12 protein-coding genes are annotated in these 16,953 nt (G+C 39.2%); 1 reads left to right on the forward strand and 11 read right to left on the reverse strand.

Annotated elements, in window-relative coordinates; genetic code table 11:
* Nucleotides 1-8: 8 nt before the first annotated feature.
* The 3 genes from OQ289_RS12765 to OQ289_RS12775 form a co-directional block, all read right to left on the reverse strand.
* The gene (locus OQ289_RS12765; protein WP_270087242.1) at nucleotides 9-1,124 is read right to left on the reverse strand and encodes an alkene reductase; all 1,116 of its coding nucleotides are present in this window, start codon (nucleotides 1,122-1,124) and stop codon (nucleotides 9-11) included.
* A 72-nt stretch (nucleotides 1,125-1,196) separates the two neighbouring features.
* A complete protein-coding gene (locus tag OQ289_RS12770) occupies nucleotides 1,197-1,787 on the reverse strand; it encodes a TetR/AcrR family transcriptional regulator (RefSeq protein WP_270087243.1) in 591 nt (196 codons plus the stop codon).
* 733 nt (nucleotides 1,788-2,520) lie between these two features.
* The gene (locus tag OQ289_RS12775; RefSeq protein ID WP_333485541.1) at nucleotides 2,521-2,973 is read right to left on the reverse strand and encodes a carboxylesterase family protein; all 453 of its coding nucleotides are present in this window, start codon (nucleotides 2,971-2,973) and stop codon (nucleotides 2,521-2,523) included.
* Here OQ289_RS12775 and OQ289_RS12780 point away from each other — a divergent pair.
* Nucleotides 2,883-3,596 (forward strand): helix-turn-helix domain-containing protein, encoded by a 714-nt coding sequence (locus tag OQ289_RS12780; protein WP_270087245.1) that lies wholly within the window; start codon nucleotides 2,883-2,885, stop codon nucleotides 3,594-3,596. The genes OQ289_RS12775 and OQ289_RS12780 overlap by 91 nt on opposite strands.
* Before the next feature lie 179 nt (nucleotides 3,597-3,775).
* Here OQ289_RS12780 and OQ289_RS12785 read toward each other — a convergent pair whose 3' ends face one another.
* The 8 genes from OQ289_RS12785 to OQ289_RS12820 all read right to left on the reverse strand — a co-directional run bounded on the left by OQ289_RS12785 (nucleotide 3,776) and on the right by OQ289_RS12820 (nucleotide 16,877).
* The gene (locus OQ289_RS12785) at nucleotides 3,776-4,507 is read right to left on the reverse strand and encodes an SDR family oxidoreductase (RefSeq protein ID WP_270087246.1); all 732 of its coding nucleotides are present in this window, start codon (nucleotides 4,505-4,507) and stop codon (nucleotides 3,776-3,778) included.
* Nucleotides 4,508-4,617: 110 nt separating this feature from the next.
* Nucleotides 4,618-5,592, reverse strand: coding sequence for a helix-turn-helix domain-containing protein (locus OQ289_RS12790; protein WP_270087247.1), 975 nt, complete (start codon nucleotides 5,590-5,592; stop codon nucleotides 4,618-4,620).
* Between the two features lie 54 nt (nucleotides 5,593-5,646).
* On the reverse strand, nucleotides 5,647-5,946 hold the full coding sequence (locus tag OQ289_RS12795) for a helix-turn-helix domain-containing protein (protein ID WP_270087248.1): 300 nt from the start codon (nucleotides 5,944-5,946) through the stop codon (nucleotides 5,647-5,649).
* A 1,471-nt stretch (nucleotides 5,947-7,417) separates the two neighbouring features.
* Nucleotides 7,418-9,292, reverse strand: coding sequence for an oligoendopeptidase F (gene pepF, locus OQ289_RS12800; RefSeq protein WP_270087249.1), 1,875 nt, complete (start codon nucleotides 9,290-9,292; stop codon nucleotides 7,418-7,420).
* 377 nt (nucleotides 9,293-9,669) lie between these two features.
* The gene (locus OQ289_RS12805) at nucleotides 9,670-10,938 is read right to left on the reverse strand and encodes a hypothetical protein (protein ID WP_270087250.1); all 1,269 of its coding nucleotides are present in this window, start codon (nucleotides 10,936-10,938) and stop codon (nucleotides 9,670-9,672) included.
* A gap of 81 nt (nucleotides 10,939-11,019) precedes the next feature.
* Nucleotides 11,020-11,916, reverse strand: a complete 897-nt coding sequence (locus tag OQ289_RS12810; RefSeq protein ID WP_270087251.1) for an endonuclease/exonuclease/phosphatase family protein — start codon at nucleotides 11,914-11,916, stop codon at nucleotides 11,020-11,022.
* 45 nt (nucleotides 11,917-11,961) lie between these two features.
* Nucleotides 11,962-13,386 (reverse strand): SusD/RagB family nutrient-binding outer membrane lipoprotein, encoded by a 1,425-nt coding sequence (locus OQ289_RS12815; protein WP_270087252.1) that lies wholly within the window; start codon nucleotides 13,384-13,386, stop codon nucleotides 11,962-11,964.
* 11 nt (nucleotides 13,387-13,397) lie between these two features.
* Nucleotides 13,398-16,877 carry a SusC/RagA family TonB-linked outer membrane protein gene (locus OQ289_RS12820; RefSeq protein WP_270087253.1) on the reverse strand — a complete coding sequence of 1,160 codons (3,480 nt, stop codon included), beginning with the start codon at nucleotides 16,875-16,877 and terminating at the stop codon, nucleotides 13,398-13,400.
* Between the last annotated feature and the right edge of the window lie 76 nt (nucleotides 16,878-16,953).

The raw sequence follows: 16,953 nt of genomic DNA on the forward strand, positions 1-16,953 counted from the left end.
GTTGAAAATTAGCTGTGTGATTTATTTAGGATAGGATAATCTGTGTATCCCTTTTCACCAGGCGTATAAAAGGTTGCCTGATCAGGCTGGTTAAGCGGTGCGTCGGTCATGAAGCGTTCTACCAAATCCGAATTTGCAAGGAAGGGAACACCAAAGGATACTAGATTGGCATCATTATCATTCAGGACTTTATTGGCCGTTTCTTTATTAAATCCCCTGTTGATGATGATAGCCCCCTTATACAGTTTACGGAAGTGCCTGGCCACTTCCTGTACCGCATCCGGATTCTCTGAAACATCCGTAAATGGCTCTATCAGGTGGATGTAGGCTAAATCATAGTCGTTCAGCCTGGTTATGATGTAGTCATACAGGGCGATGGTTTCCCCATCTGTCAAGATCCCCATGATGCCATGTAGTGATGGATTTAAGCGAACACCTACACGGTTAATATCAACGACTTCCTTTAGTTCGTCCAGGATCTCAAAGAGAATGCGGGCACGGTTTTCCACTGATCCGCCATATTCATCTTTACGTTTATTGGTATTCTGACTAAAAAACTGCTGTAATAAATAGCCATTTGCGCCATGCAGTTCCACCCCGTCAAACCCGGCTTCAAAAGCATTGACTGCCGCCTGTTTGAAATCACGAATAGTCCTTTTGATGTCTTCAAGGGTCATCGCCTGTGGTTCCTCTGAAGGCTTAAACCCCTCTGCTGTAAATACCTGCTGGTCTGGATTAACCGTTGAAGGTGCCAAAGGTTTTTTACCATTGTGCAGGTCAGGATGCGAATATGCCCCAGTATGCCATAATTGGGCAAAAATGGCACCACCCTCCTGATGCACGGCATTGGTTACAAGCTTCCAGCCTTCTACCTGAGCGGTGGTATAGATTCCTGGTACGTTAACCACACCGATAGCCTCTTCACTGACGAAAGTCCCTTCGGTAATGATCAGTCCTGCGGAAGCTCGTTGCCCGTAATATTTCGCAGTCAGTTCAGTAGCCACATTTTCCGGGTTGTTGGAACGGCTACGTGTCATGGGAGCCATGACCATACGGTTCTTTAATAGTAAGCCGTTTAGGCTGTATGATTCGAAAATCAATTTGTCACTCATGGTATTTTCCATTTAGGTAATTTGTATTTTTCAGTCTGTTATCAAGTTTAAAATATACTTTTTAGTCTATTTTAAACTAAAAAATTATAATGAATATTGGTCAAGTTCTGCTTTGAGATTTTTGATAAGTCCAAACATAGGTTTAATGGTATCCATGGTCCTGCACATCACGATTCCGCCTTCTATGGCTGCTACCATTTTGAAAGCAAAGACGGCAGGATCAAGTTTATCTGAAAACTCCTTATTGTCAATTCCTTCCTGAAGTAGAGCGACAAGCTCTTCCTGACCGGCCCTGAACACTTTGGCAACCTTTTGTTTCATACCGGGATAATTATCGTCGGCTTCAACTGCCGTATTGAATATGGGACATCCGCCCGGGATGTAGCTCTGGATAGGATCTTTGTAAAAATCCATAAAAGCAAATACTTTGTTTTTTGCCGACTTGCCTTTGGAAACAGCAAGCCGCACTTTGTCCGATACCATCCTTAGCGCCAGGTCTATAACCTGTTCGGAAAGGTCTTCTTTGTTTTCAAAATGACCGTAAAGACATCCCTTTGTCAGTTTTGTAGCTGCAAGGACATCATCTATGTTCACACCTGATATCCCTTTCTCATTGTAAAGGGGTACTGCTGTCTCCAGTATAAATTGTTTTGTTTTTTCTGCTTTTGTAAGCATTGCCTATTGAATTAGAATGCAAATATACCAAAAAGTATATTTTAGAACAAAATAAACAATTCCTATGTTGTTATTAAATTACACTTTCCAGACATTTCTGTTAGGCAAATGATTCCCTAAACCCTTCATCGAACACAAAAAAAAGTAACGGGTATCTATAAGGTTGTGGCACCTGGGCTACACCATTGCTGCCGTTAGCCACAGTATAGCTCTTTTTCTATGTTTTATATTATAAAAACTAACAGTAAAAAGTTCCAATGTGACGCAATGTCAAGGATAAAACCTATTTAACAGTATTAATGATATTTTACACTATTCATTTGCTCTAATAATTGGATGAAACTCTCGAAAATCACATGTTTTATAGAATGGTATTCTGATTTTCCGATTGCTTTATTTTGAATTGTATTTGACAGACGGCCTTGTAGATAGAGAGTGGCAAGGCCATGACCTTGCGCCGTGCAAATTCCGTGGTGATTATGAAGCAAAATGTACGCAAATGCGTACATTTTGCTTTTTAGGGTGGCCCAAATTACAATTATGTAGAACCTCTCAGACATAGCTACCCTTCACAGTTCAATTGAAAGGCAACTATGTAAAAAGAACTTTGGATGTTTAATGATTTTATGTCTGACAAACCATCTTACAAGGAAAGTTCTGGTTCCTGTTAATCGCTGTTTTATACCTAATGCTATTCGAGTCCTAAAATGATGTTTATCCGGCCTCGCTCCTGCTAAAACCTCATTTGGTGTAAAACCAAATAGCTGACCACCGCACGTTCTTCTGCACTCCAGGCAGGGACTAAACGCGAAGTCATACCAGAGAATGCGGCCAGGCGCTGGTAGAGGCCATCAGCCAATGGCGTCGCAAGAAGACCGAGGGTGCAAAAAGCGCCGGCACTGTGACCAGAGACAGTGACGTTCTGAGGATCACCACCGAATCGCGAAATATTCTCCTGCACCCATCGGAGTGCAGTTATAATATCCTGCAGGCCGAGGTTTGTGGCATCAGCAAACACACCTCCGTATTGGGAAAGTGAGAGCCAGCCAAATGGACCGAGCCGATAGTTCAACGATACACCAATGACTCTACCGGTTGCGGCGAGGCCTGAGGCATTTGTTGGTAGGCCGTGGCGATATCGTTTGCTCCTTTCCAGGCCAGGTTTGGCGTTGGCAGGAAAATACAAGATTAGAGGGTTATGCTTTAGTGTTTGAAGAAGATTTCCTGCTGTCCTTTTTCAGGGATAGATACTTCTTAAGAAATCTTAGTTATCTACAAGTTCTCCGCTCGTCGCCATTATTAACGGCAAGCGCAGCGCAATTTGAGGCCCTCCTACAACATTTAAAATCATTACAATCAGAAATATTAAAACGTGGTGACTCCAACATAGATGTATTAAGGGCATTATTATATCTTATTTTAAGTCTCTTGCAAAATTGCGATTTGAAACCTTTAAATAACTCAGAAAAAACAAAAGGTGTAGTAATCAACCGATATATAGAATCGTTTACAGCTTTAGTGGAAGCTAACTTTATAAACAAGCGTGATCTTTCATTCTACGCAGATAAGTTATTTATCACCACCAACTATTTAAATAAGATTACAAAGGAGGTTTTAGGAACAACAGCTAAGACTTACATATTGCATAAAACAATTGGCGAGGCTAAAAATTTACTTAACTACAGTAGCATGTCCATTGCTGAAATTAGTGAGAAACTCAATATTGAAACTCCGTCTTATTTTGTACGTATGTTTCGAAAAAGTACAGGCATGACTCCGAAAGAATTTAGAAATAATTCTAATTCTTGAAGAAGCAGACTAATTAGCAACATTTCAATGTAGTTGCTTTAATACTCTTTAAAAGTTAAAAGACAGTAGTTTTTATAGAAACTGCTTATTTACCGTTATATTTTCGCCATATTTAAGATATAACAAATATTCCGGTAAATAAACAGCCTAACATCGAGCAGTTTGATATGTATTCCAAATTACCACGGCAATACCTCGCCGGATTGAGAAAAAGTTCCTGTTGGTCCATTGTTATCAAGCAAAGCTAATGCAACGCCTGTTTTTGCACCTTCTTCCGTTGTAAGCGGCGCCTGATCTGATCCAATGGATGTTTTAACCCATCCCGGACTTGCAGCGTTTACTTTGATATTAGTTTCCTTAAGTGCATTGGCAAGAAATACGGTAAACTGATTGAGTGCCGTTTTCGAAGCGCTATAAGCGTAAGGTTTCAACTGATACAACCAGTGACTTTCATCAAGATGAGCACCAAATGATCCGGAAACACTGCTGATGTTTACAATACGTCCCGCATCACTTTTTTTAACTAACGGCAACAATGCCTGGGTAAGTTCGACTGTCCCAAAGTAATTGATATCAAAGGTGTCACGAAGTGTTTTCATAGGTACCGATTCCACATTATTGCCGAACCAAGCACTGTCAAGAAATACTGCGGCGTTATTGATCAAGATATCCAATTGACCAAATTCATTTTCGATATAAGTTTTGGCATTTTCAATATCTTGAGAATTACTGATATCCAATTTAATGAATGTTACATCCAAAGATTCCCCGCGAAGAACTTTTTCAGCATTCTTGCCCTCTTCTTCATTTCTCGCACCTAAAAGGACTTTAATATGTTGTCCAGCGAGTTGTCTTACTGTTTCAAAACCTATACCCTTGTTACCACCTGTTACTAATGCTAGCTTTGTCATTTTTTTATATTAAAATTTATAAAACAAAGGTCGCACTAATGATAGTTCGAATTATAGCGTAATTAAAACCAATCCTTACCAAAATCAAACTTCTAGCTTATTTAGTTTTTTTAATACTCCTCTTTTTTTAGTTTTCTATAATCTGTAGGAGCTATTTTAGTATGCTTTTTGAAAAATGTATTAAAATGGGAAGGCTCTTCAAAGCCTAACGAATTTGCAATCTGTGCAATATTCCAATTGGTCAACTTCAGTAGAATTTTTGCTTCCTGCTCAATCCTTGAATTAATGATATCGCTAACGGTTCTTCCTTTTGACAGCTTCACCTGGCGATTCAGATAATTGGGATGCAGCGATAAATGTGCTGCGAATTCGCCGGCAGTTTTCAGTTTAATAACATCTTGAGGATTGTCGATGGGAAACTGTGCTTCCAATAATCTTATAAATGAGCAGGCTATCTCTTCAGTGGTATTGTTTTTCTTGATATAGGACGCTACAGGATCAAGCTTTTGGGCGTTAAAAATAAGTTCAAGAAGGTAGTTGCGTTGTAAACTTTCTTTATAATTACCATTGTCGAGCTTTTCATCGAAAATCTTGGCATAGATGGCTCTAAAGTTTTCAGTTTGGTTATCGGTTAGTGAATAAATGTTTTGTCTACCTGGTTTGTATATTGGAAATTCCAGCAAACGGTAGCCGCAGTTATTCTTAGTGATAAAATCTTCCTTAAAAACACAACTTATGCCTTTGTTAACTCCATTTGATGTATGAATACCAAACGGAATTTTGGAAGTTGTAAAAAGTAGTGTATTGCCAGTTGCCTCAATAGTTTTATCTTCAAATTCAAGGTTATATTTTCCTTGTAATAAGGTAGCTGTGTAGAATGTTTTTCGGGAATAATTGAAGGAAAAAAAATGATCGTTATCTACTTTACTTAAATCGAGGATTTCAAAATTTTCAACAAAATTCGTCGGGTTTTCTGAAGTATGATTCCCCGTATTTTTCAGTGCTAGAGTTTTGTCTGATTTAAGTTGCATAAGCTGATTTGTTCGTGCTAATTTAACTAAAAGAATCTGTTTATCTACGATCATCAATATGTGATGTTGGCGACAGTTATTTTATCTTGTAAGCCTTGCGAAGGTAGGTCAGTTAAATGACTGTCTAAATACCAATGGCGTCTGGTTCATTTTGTTTTTAAATACTTTGCTGAATGATTGCGGATATTCAAAACCTAATCGATATGCGATTTCACTTACGGATAATTTTGTTGTCGATAAGAGTTCTTTTGCCAATCCTAATTCCTCTACCAAGTCATTACAAATGCAAGCATTCTGCTTGATGATGTATTGCAGGATTGCGATACGAGCAGGATGAGCCAATGCTTTTAACGATGTGGCTAAGCTATTTTGCTGTACTGTAAATATTTCGGTTTTCGTTACTCCCATTTAAAGTTCAATTTTATATCGCAATATTACAATTAATGTTTAAATCATACAATAGTTTTGAAAAAATATCCAAGGACATAGCATACATTAATTTTATTTTTTTCAATGCTACATATTTTTTATAATGCTTACAACCGCAAGGTAGACCAACCGTTTATAGGGTAAGGATTATATTTCACTTTTAGTATTTACTACAAAACCATAAAATAATACCTTGAAGTTGCTGCCAATGCTAGATGATGAAAAAACTCATCACAACTTTCATATTGGCATTAAGAATACCATTGAAGGGACAAATTCATTGTTAAGTTGACTTTTGTTATTCCGCCATAACCTAGTTCATATAGAGCTAGCCTATTACAATAGCCTAACGAAGTTGCTACTCTTTTTGATCTCAAATATTTCCTTAATGTTAGGCAATATTTATTCTTTCATCAATCTCCCTGAAAAGCTCTAAAAGTTTAATCAAATGTTAGATAGCCCCGACGGGTCCGCTGAAATGGCTAATCATCGAGCATAAGTCAGTTTCTTGGATAGCCGAATCTTTGCAGTTTTGATTGTCAGGTCCTACATTTATAGTCCAAATTTTGGTTTATAAAATCAAATCCAAAAATTTCAAAAGTGGTATAAGGGGTTCGATTGCAATCCTGCTCTCTCCGCACAAGACTAAAAAGAGTTCAATGAAAATTGGACTCTTTTTTTGTTTACACTATCTTCAACTCCGTAGAGCACTATCTCAAATGCAGTAATCAAAGGATGAGAACGCGTAGGGTTCGATTCTATAAGTTAGGTATTGCTTTTCCGATGGATACCTATTATGTCTAATAATTCTTATTTCCCCAAATACTCAGGTCAGTCAAGAGATATTGATTTTTGATAAAAAAAGATATTTTTTGATTGGATATATGAAGTCTTTATGTAAAATAGTTTGTCTATTTGCTTATGTAAAAAATTAAAGCGTAGACTGTTTAACTTTTTTTCATTCTTCTAATAAGACGGTCTGCTTTTTAGTGCTATTATCATTTTTGATAGGAAGCCGTAAAAAGGAGGATTCATTGAATTCTGAGATTTAATTTATGACAAGCAAAAAATGAATAAATTCAAGATAAATACAAGAGCTGTATTTTATACCGTACTTCTTATCGCGTTTGGTAACCTAGGTCTATTATTTGCCCAAAATTGGGTTGTTAGATCACTTTGTTTTTTATTAAATATGAGTCTCTGTGTGATAATTTATTATGACACAGAATATAGAAATAAATATATCCCTTTTATCTCAAATAGGTTTATTATTGGAATATTTCTTCTGTTATTAACGTTACTAGTCTATTCTGCTCTTATGTAAGGGCAGAATAGAAGCCTAAGTTTTGTTTTTAAGATTGAATCAGGAACGGTAAAAGGTAATAGTAAAAGTGGTAACTATTTACCTTATCAAAATCTGAATGGACAATGATAAAATATCAAAATTCATCTATTTTTTCAAACGGGTTAAAATAGCTTCCATTTCAGCCATTACTTTATTAATCTTGGTAATAGTCAAATCAAACGGTTCTGATGTATTCATATCCACACCTGCATCCGCGAGTAGTGCTACGGGATATTTCGTATTTCCGGCAGATAGAAAATCCAGGTATCTCCTACGATCGTCATCTGTGCCCTTCAACACCTTTTCAGAAAGAGCAGTAGAAGCCGTAAAAGATGTTGCATATTGATACACGTAAAAATTGTAGTAGAAATGTGGGATATAAGACCATTCAGACTTCACATAATCATCAACAACACATACGTTCTTATCATGTCCATAATAACGTCTGGTCAATTCTAGGTACATGTTGTCAAAATCCTCGCCGGTAAGGGCTTCCCCTTTTCCAACTCTTTCATGAATCATCTTTTCAAATTCAGCAAACTGCGTCTGACGGAATAATGTTCCCTTTGCCCCCTCAAGATAATTCCCAAGAATAGCAAGTCGGGTATTGTCGTCTTTAATTTGCTTCAGGATATAGTCATTCAGCAGCTCTTCATTGAAGGTAGAAGCTACTTCCGCAACAAATATGGAGTAGTCTGCGTTGACAAAAGCTTGTTTTTTGTTGGTCAAATAGCTATGCATCGTGTGTCCTAGCTCATGGGTCAAGGTAGACATGTCAGTATACTTGCCATTATAATTCATCAAGATATATGGATGTACATCATAAGCTGACCCATTAGAATAAGCGCCCGATTGCTTTCCTTCGTTGGGATACATGTCAATCCATCTTTCATTAAATGCTTTGTTAGAAACAGTCACATAATCCGCTCCCAAAGGCCTTAGCGACTTTAAAATATTATCAACAGCTTCCTCAACAGTATACGACAAATCCACTTGCTGCACTAAAGGCGCATACATATCATAATAATGAAGCGTATCTACTCCCATCATCCGCTTACGCAAATTTAAATACCTATGGAAGGTTTCTAAATTTGCATTCACATTTTTCACGAGATTAGTATACACGTCAGTCGAAATATTGCCAGCGTCCAAAGCACTTTCCAGTGTACTATTATAATTACGTGCCTTTGTATTAAACAAAGCTGCATTGATATTTCCATAAAGTTGCGCTCCGAATGTGCGTTGAAAATCATTCAATCTTTTGAAATAACTCTCAAAAACACGACGTCTGACCTCCCTATTATCGCTACCTCTATAGAGACTGAAATTTGGTGGGTTAAGTTTTACTTGTTTACCGTCCAGTTCAATTTCTGCATGAGGAAATTCTGCATTAAAAAATGTACTAAAGATATTTTCAGCATTTCCCGACATTAATGAAGAGTATGCTAAAACTCTCTCAACTTCCTCAGACCCTCTATGCGCCCGTTTGCGAAGTAAGTCATTGAGGTAAAATTCATAGATTTGCAGTCCCTTTTCCTTTGTGATAAAGGAATTGAGTTGGTTTCCTTCCAGTGTCAATAATTCGGGGCCCATAAAAGACGTTAATGCCCCAAACGCTGAGAAAAGTTGCTGCATTTCTTGCTTCATTCCCGCATACTTAGTAACTCGAGTATCCTGGTCTGACTTCATCGCAGCATAGGATGATAACCGTACCATTTCCTTAACAAGCTTACTATTTAATTCCAACGCTTCTAAAAGTGTAGATGCAGATTGCGTAAGCTTACCCTTGTATTGCGTCAGCATTTGCATATCTTTTTGGATACGATCTTTCTCTCCTTTCCAGTTTTCATCTGATCCATATAAATCGGATAAATTCCACTTGTATTTGTCAGGAACTTCATCCCGAACTTTCATTTGGCTGACAGCCACAGACGTAGATAACAACATCATCGCGGTTACTAATTGTGTTTTCTTTAGCATACTGTATTAATATAGAGAGTTGGACCTAAGTTACAAAAAAGACTTAGCAATTTGACTTACACATATTTATCCCCTGGAGCAATAAATAGCATCTGGTATCATCCGTTTTTTCTTGCGTCCTATCGCCGCCAGGGATAGCTTATGTTATCTTGTCGCATTTATCGTCATACACATTGCCCTGACTATCTTCAAAGGCAACTCCTCGCTTTTTAATCCAATACACAATAGAATAACTCTTTCCACAATCCAGATACAAGCCAGTATTTAGACAACAAAGTGCCGTATAATAAACCCTATAAAACTAATGATTATTTCGGTTCAAAAAACTGTCCCATTTACGATTCTTAAGCAAGCTTTATATATAATATCCAAGCGCTTCATTTTGGTAAAAAGACCTCAAATATAGGTAACCAATTGTCCAAACGAAAAGCAGTTGAACCAGCAGTATACGTTATGTGATCACCCTGACTATCGCGGATATTGCCCCTAGAACCAATGACACGTCCCGTATTTTCTCCGTTTATTGCATAGGTCAAGCGGTCTCCTTCTTGAAGTTCTTCAGCGCAGGTGATAATAATTTGATCGTTGTCATTTACATTGACCCTCGTGATTCCAAGCGTTCGCTGTTGTCTATAAATATTAAATCCGTAGTGGTCTATAGCTTTCACCCAATTAGTATCTATAACAAGTGGTCCGACTGGAACATCCATTTCCAAAATAATTTTTCTTCCTTTGTAGCTTATTTTTTGAGCATGGAGTGGCTTCCAATCCTCTTTATCAATCAGCACCTTTTTTGCCGCTAAACCGTAATAAGCGCCCAGTAGTCTAGCGTATACAGCCGTCAGATGAACGTTATCCACATTATATTCAAAAGGATACATTGGCGTGGCCATATAAAACTTATTGTTTCCAATAGCCTTTTCGTATTGAGCTATCGCTATCTGCAGATTGCGTTCCTTAGGTTCTTCCTTTGTGATAAGATAATATCGATTATGAGACGCCGTTTGATACATGATGCAGGCAACATCGTTATGTTGACCAGTAATCTGCCTTACATCCGTATTAATTTGCTGATATAGACTATCTAGTAGCAAGGAATAGGTCTTTCTATCCATCATCCGAAAAATATCTTCCTCGCCTTGGGTCCAAGTAAAACAGGGTACATTAAAGCTTTTTCCCAAGGAGTCACTCAACACCTTTCCCCTTCTCACTCCGCGAAGCAAAGATGTATAATACGCTGGTTCTTCCTGATTCTTTTGAAGCACCCGAATGGATTTCCCGCCCCATCCTGGGTTTCGGAATACATAGCTTGGCGTGATACCATTCAACTTTCCAAAACCCTGCTCCATCATCATATCGGCCATCCCACTCGTCGGAGTTTCTTCCTTCTCATGTTCGACTAAGGGCACAAATCGTTGCATACTGTTATCATCTTCCCCTTTTCTAAATCGAAGTCCATTGTTAAACATTAATGTATTAGGATAACCCAAACCAGTTGCATTGATACGTATCCCATCTGTAGATCCCAGCGACAAAGATTGTCCATAGCAAATAATATGATTGATATCAGCTGGAAAGTTCTGCGCAGCCGAATCCGTTAAGACAAACATGGCACACACAATTTGAATAATAAATAATGGTTTCATTTGAAAACATTCATATTTGAGAGAAAGTACATACAAGTCATTTCTAGCAACTTGTACTAGAAATGACTGCATGAACTACCTTTAAAAAATTACATCACAAGATACGGGCAGATGATCGGAAGGATACCGATTAGCGCCGTATTGATCGGCATATACCTCATAATTTTTGGCGCTGATATTCTTGCTCAAAAAAATATAGTCAATACGCCCTTTGGGGAGGCCCTGGAAATTACCGCCCCCCAAATTGGTATCTTCATAACCTTTCCTTCCATTCTCGCTCACCTGATAAGCATCTTGAAGCACATCCTTAATCGCCCTTATTTGGCTAGTCTCGGCGGTGGAATTAAAATCACCAGTACACAACACCGGCGAATTACCTGCGATAGCTTTGATTTTCGCAGCCATCAAAGGTCCGGATTCGCGTTTTGCAGTTTCATATCGCCAATAAAAATGTGCATTAAAAAAGAAAAAAGTGCGGCCCGTTTTTCGGTCCCTCATCTTTGCCCACTGACATATTCGCCTGTCTGTAGCATCCCATCCGATACTAGGTACGTCCGGTGTTTCACTTAGCCAAAAGACTCCTTGATCCATTACTTCAAATAAATCTTTTTTATACAAGATAGAGCAGGTATGTAAATCCCCCGTGCCGCCATAGGCCTTTGAAATGTACGCATAACCAGGTAACAGCTCTTTTAACTGAACCATTTGGTTCACGTCTCCCTCTTGGGTACCAAACAGCTCTAGTCGATGCTGCAATATCAATTTTGCCAAAGCTTCCTTTCGCTGTTCCCAACCATTTCCTGTTTTTTTATCAGCATCGGCATCATACCGAATATTATACGTGCCAGCTCTAAAACTGATCTTATTATTGTTTTCTTGGACAGACAGTTCCTTTTTACTGTGGCAAGCAGTCAATAGTATCAGGGTCAGCCCACCTACTATCTTGCCTATGCTAGTGATTGTTAGTTTTAGTTTCATTTTCATCAATGTGTTTTCTTGTGATTGTTTCTTTACTTTTATCATCTATTTTTTTGCCCACCATAGTTTATGATTAATATCGTCTTCTCCCATCCGATCTATAGCTTGTTTATAGTTTGTTGGGTTGTAGACTTTCTGAATTCCAGGATACATCAATCGCGCAGGCATCTTACCCGAATTCAACATACTACTTGTTGTCGGAAGGATTGGATATCCCGTCCTTCTGTATTCCGACCACTGTTGATAATCTGTAAAATATAGCGCGAGGTACTTATGCAGTATGATCCGCTCAAGGCTACCGTCATATATGACTAACGGCTGTTCAAAGTAATCGACAGGCAACGCCGCATTTGTCCAAGTTGATACCGCAGCGATAATACCTGCTTTATATGCTTTTTCTGGTTCGGGAAGATACCCCCTTTGACCGAGCTCCGCTTTGATAAAACAAACCTCCGAATAGGTCAAGATGGGGATAATCATCGGCACCACCACTTGTGCATTATTCATATAGGAAGGCGAATAGGGAAACGACTGCTCGTCATAGCCACTTGGAATTCCTTTATAACCGATGTCCTGTCCCTGTTCTTTCGCTGCAGTCACATAAATAGGTCTTCTTGGGTCATTTAACGTGTTGAGGATATCGATAAAATAGGCGCCAACAGCATGTTGTGTACTAAAATCCAATGCTCTAGACCAAGGAGATACATTGGGAGCGACACCAGTGACCCGAAAGATGACCGACTCCTCTTGTTTCTCAACTATAGGATATTTGACAGGGTCGTTAACCATCGTCTGCATCTTCTTATAAGCACTCGCATCAACATTACTTGTGCGCAACAACAAGCGCAAATACAACGAGTTGGTAAATTTTTGCCATAGCTTACTGTTATTTCCAAATAATAAATCGGTACCATAAGCCATTGCGACCTTGTGATCATAAAGACCATTGGCCAACTCCAAATCCTCTAGGAGTTGGGTATAAATGACCTTTTGATCATCATAAGCAGCTTGCAAAATGCCTTCGTCTGCTCTTGATGCCTCTGTAAAGGGCACGTCTCCAAAATTATCTACTAAGTTTGAGTAAATCCATGCTCGTAAAGTCAAAGCAATAGCTCGATAATTTGAAGCATTATCCCGTTCGGCAGCAGCAAGCATCTCTTGTACGTTCTTGGCCCATTTGTAGGAAGCATTCCACTGAGAAAGGCCAGTATTCTCCAATATTTCGTAGCGTTGCACCCCACCGTAATATTGTGGGTACGTCAGTTGCACCTGCATCAATTCCGAATTAATATCGTAGCTATTCCGAATATTATTGGATGACATATTGTATAACGTCTCGTTCAGCAATGTGCCCGGGCTTATCTGGTTAATCAGGTTGGGATTGGTATTGATCTCTTCAAATCCTGATTTACAGGATTGCCCCATACTAACGATGCAGGCTACAAAGATTATTGTATAAATATTTTTCATGCGAGTCTTTCTTAAAATTCCACTTTTAAATTAAATCCATAAGACGCTGTATACGGCATAGGGGTGATTTCCAGTCCTGGCACAAATACAGCTCCATTTTTGGTACCTGCCTCAGGGTCAAACATTGGGTAGTTATCAAATACTGCTAGATTTCTCCCGAAAATACCAAGTGACAATCCACTTAGGCGATATCTCTCAATCATTTTCTTTGGAACTTGATAGCCTATACTCAATTCCCGGAGTTTCATGTAACTTCCACTAAACATGCCTGCTTCAGTAGCCTGATGATATTCGGTGTAGTACGTCTGTGTATTTACTTTCGTTGTATTAGGCGTATACGTGCCGTCTTGATTCTGCATTACACCATCACCGATGATAAAACCTTCGTCACGCCCCGGTAGTGTATTGCTAAGAGTTCCCGCCCAAGATGCCCTATTATACGTCCCTGAGAATATCCTCCCGCCCACTTGTCCGTCAAGGGTGAAGCTTAATCGCACCCCTTTGTACAAAAAGGTATTCGTCAAGCCACCCTTCCAATCCGGGGACGAATTGCCTATATATTCAGGTGTAGTTCCTCTAGCTGGGACACCATTTTTATAGATTATATTTCCATCAGGATCGCGCAAGAATTTGGTTCCCCACACATCTGTGGTACTACCGCCTACTGTTGCAATCAAGTAGGCTTGCCAAACTTGTGTTAACGTCTGTTTTTCCAAATTGTCAGATAAGGTCAATATCGTATTGTCATTAGTCGACCAATTCACGATTACCTTCCAATCAAAATCCTTCCTTTGGATGGGATTCGCATTAATAATCAACTCCCAACCTTTGTTTTGTACCTTCCCAGCATTGATTACTCGGCTACCATAGCCTCCAACTATATCAGAAGGTAGTGATAGAATCTGATTTTTCGTCACCGATTTGTAGTAAGTCAGGTCAAATCCCAATCTATTTTTAAATAATTTCAAATCTGCTCCTGTTTCCCAACTAGCCGTAATTTCGGGCTTTAGGTCTGCATTGAAAAGTGCTCCTGGCACCACCGCCGAGCTAGGGAATCCGCTTTGGCTATAATACCTTTCCGTCTGATAAGGATCTGCATCCGCCCCTACACGCGCAAACGACGCTCGGTATTTCAAATAACTGATTGGCTTCGGTAAAGCCAACATATCGGACAAAATAAAACTAGAACTGATAGATGGATAGAAATACGAGTTGTTATTAGACGGCAAGGAGCTAGACCAGTCGTTTCGAGCTGTCGCATCCAAAAAAACACGATCCTTCCAAGAGATTGACCCCATTCCATATAAGCTATTAATTTGCTTTTCGGAGTCATTCGTATTCGTCAATGGATTATTCACACCATTCGCCAAAGCAAATACCGTAGGCACAATCAATGCATCTACTGAGGTCATAACATTACGTAAGTTGTAGTTCATACGACTCCCTCCTCCCATAATGCTATATTTATAGTCTTCTGCAAATGTATTTCTATAGGTCGTCAAAAAGTCCATATTGATTTCCTGACTCGCTACATCCTGTCTACCATAGTATCCTTTAGGATGTTTTTTAGACGAATAGCCTCTCTGTGTTTCCCGCAATTGAGTTAATGAATTTAAGGACACCCTACCCGTGACATCCCAATTATCAGTCAACTTGACATCCACCTTCGCATTCCCCACTAACTGATTACTTGTTAATGGATTTTTATCGATTTGTAAAATGTAATAAGGATTGCTGGACCACTGCGAAAATGGGTTTAGTTGTTCCAAATTTTCTTTATCCAATTGCCAAATCGGTTTATACCAATTAATATCCACATTAGGCATCAAAAACATTAGAAAGTAACCCAAGGACCCATTGCTAATTCCAAATGCAGGAAGATTTTCACTTGTGCGATTATTATAGTTCATCGCAGTTGCCACTTTAATCCGTTCACTAATCTGATAGTTACCATTAAAAGACACCGTATTTTTCTTGTATCCTGAATAGGGAGTGATATATGCATTGTCCGTGTGCGAAATACTGAGGCGCATAGAACCTTTCGAATCTCCCCCTTGGAAGGAAACAGCATTTTCATAGGTCGTCCCTGTACGGAAGAAATCCTTCATATTATTTTTATAAGGTTTCCATAAGGTACGTTCCTTGCCCTGCGTCTGCGTGACAGGGTCATATTGAAAATAGTACTGGCCATTAAATTTGGGACCAAAAGCCTCGGGTGTATTGGTACTTGGTCCATCCTCCGAATTGCCAAACGAATAGTATTGATTGCCATTAGCATCCCTAACCGATGTTGACCCCGCACCGTATTCATATTGATAATCAGGCCAATTGGTCACAACATCCAGATTCAGCACCGAATTGTAGGCCACACCGAGCCTTTGATTTTTCTTTCCCGATTTGGTCGTGATAATCAATGCTCCATTTGCAGCACGCGAACCATACAAGGCCGCAGCCGAAGGTCCTTTTAGTACCGAGACACTTTCAATATCTTCCTGACGAAGCTCGGAAATCGCATTTCCATAATCCACAGGTGCCTCTGTGCCATATGCTGCACCTACATTTCCAGCATATGGAGTGGTCTCTTGATTCATCGGCACGCCATCCACGACAATCAATGCATAATTACTGCTCGGATCTAAAGAAGTAGCCCCACGCAATTGAATGCTTTGGGAATTAATAGGTCCAGTTCCACCTGAAATAATATTCAATCCAGCGACTTTTCCTTTAAGCCCCTCCGACCAATTAGGAGATGCCGCAGTTGACAACTGTTCCGCGTTGACGGTTTGTTGTGCAAACCCCAAAGCTTTCTCTTCCCGCTTTATTCCCAAGGCAGTAACCACCACTTCATCAATATTGTGGTCTAACCTCTTCAATACAATTTCAACAAAAGTTTTAGTCCCGACCTGTACGTGTTGGGTTTCGTACCCCACATACGAAATCTGCAGCATATCACCTTCGTTGGCTTGAATCTTGAATCGTCCGTCATCCAACGTTTGGGTATCCATCTTCTTTCCCTGCCTCGTGATGCTCACTCCCAATATCCCCATTCCATTTTCGTCTTTCACCAATCCCGTTACTTCCTGCTGCTGACTCGTGGTTTCACTGGAAGATCTGTCTTTAGCAATAGATTTTTGGCTATTGACAGTCTCCATTTTTTGAATTAGTATGCTTTTCTGAGAGAGTACATAAGTCAAGTGACTTGTCGACAGCACCCGCTCTAAAAAGAGTCCAAGAGGCATATTATTGGCTTCAATAGACACTTTTGCAGCATTCGCAACTATTTTATCATTATATAGAATTGTAAAACCTGTTTGGTCTTTTACCTTTTTTAGCACTTTGGTCAAGGCCATATTATTAGCCTTTAAGGTTATAGTCTGAGGATGTGAATGGGCCCAAAGTAGATTGGAGCCTATCAACAGAAAAATACAGAGCAGATTGCCCCTCCATATTTTCACACTTCTTTTTCCTAAAGTAGTATGGTTAGATTTCATAAATTTAAGCGTTACATATCTAACCTTACATGCACAGATGAGCTATTTGTATTTAAGTAATAGATTATCTAGCTTT

Origin of the sequence: Sphingobacterium sp. SYP-B4668 (assembly GCF_027627455.1) — a bacterium.
Taxonomy (GTDB): Bacteria; Bacteroidota; Bacteroidia; order Sphingobacteriales; family Sphingobacteriaceae; genus Sphingobacterium.

Excerpts from the sequence above, each read along its gene's own strand:
- OQ289_RS12765 (WP_270087242.1), bottom strand. The coding sequence starts at position 1,124 with ATGGAAAATACCATGAGTGACAAATTGATTTTCGAATCATACAGCCTA.
- OQ289_RS12770 (WP_270087243.1), bottom strand. The coding sequence starts at position 1,787 with ATGCTTACAAAAGCAGAAAAAACAAAACAATTTATACTGGAGACAGCA.
- OQ289_RS12785 (WP_270087246.1), bottom strand. The coding sequence starts at position 4,507 with ATGACAAAGCTAGCATTAGTAACAGGTGGTAACAAGGGTATAGGTTTT.
- OQ289_RS12790 (WP_270087247.1), bottom strand. The coding sequence starts at position 5,592 with ATGATCGTAGATAAACAGATTCTTTTAGTTAAATTAGCACGAACAAAT.
- OQ289_RS12795 (WP_270087248.1), bottom strand. The coding sequence starts at position 5,946 with ATGGGAGTAACGAAAACCGAAATATTTACAGTACAGCAAAATAGCTTA.
- pepF (WP_270087249.1), bottom strand. The coding sequence starts at position 9,292 with ATGCTAAAGAAAACACAATTAGTAACCGCGATGATGTTGTTATCTACG.
- OQ289_RS12805 (WP_270087250.1), bottom strand. The coding sequence starts at position 10,938 with ATGAAACCATTATTTATTATTCAAATTGTGTGTGCCATGTTTGTCTTA.
- OQ289_RS12810 (WP_270087251.1), bottom strand. The coding sequence starts at position 11,916 with ATGAAACTAAAACTAACAATCACTAGCATAGGCAAGATAGTAGGTGGG.
- OQ289_RS12815 (WP_270087252.1), bottom strand. The coding sequence starts at position 13,386 with ATGAAAAATATTTATACAATAATCTTTGTAGCCTGCATCGTTAGTATG.
- OQ289_RS12820 (WP_270087253.1), bottom strand. The coding sequence starts at position 16,877 with ATGAAATCTAACCATACTACTTTAGGAAAAAGAAGTGTGAAAATATGG.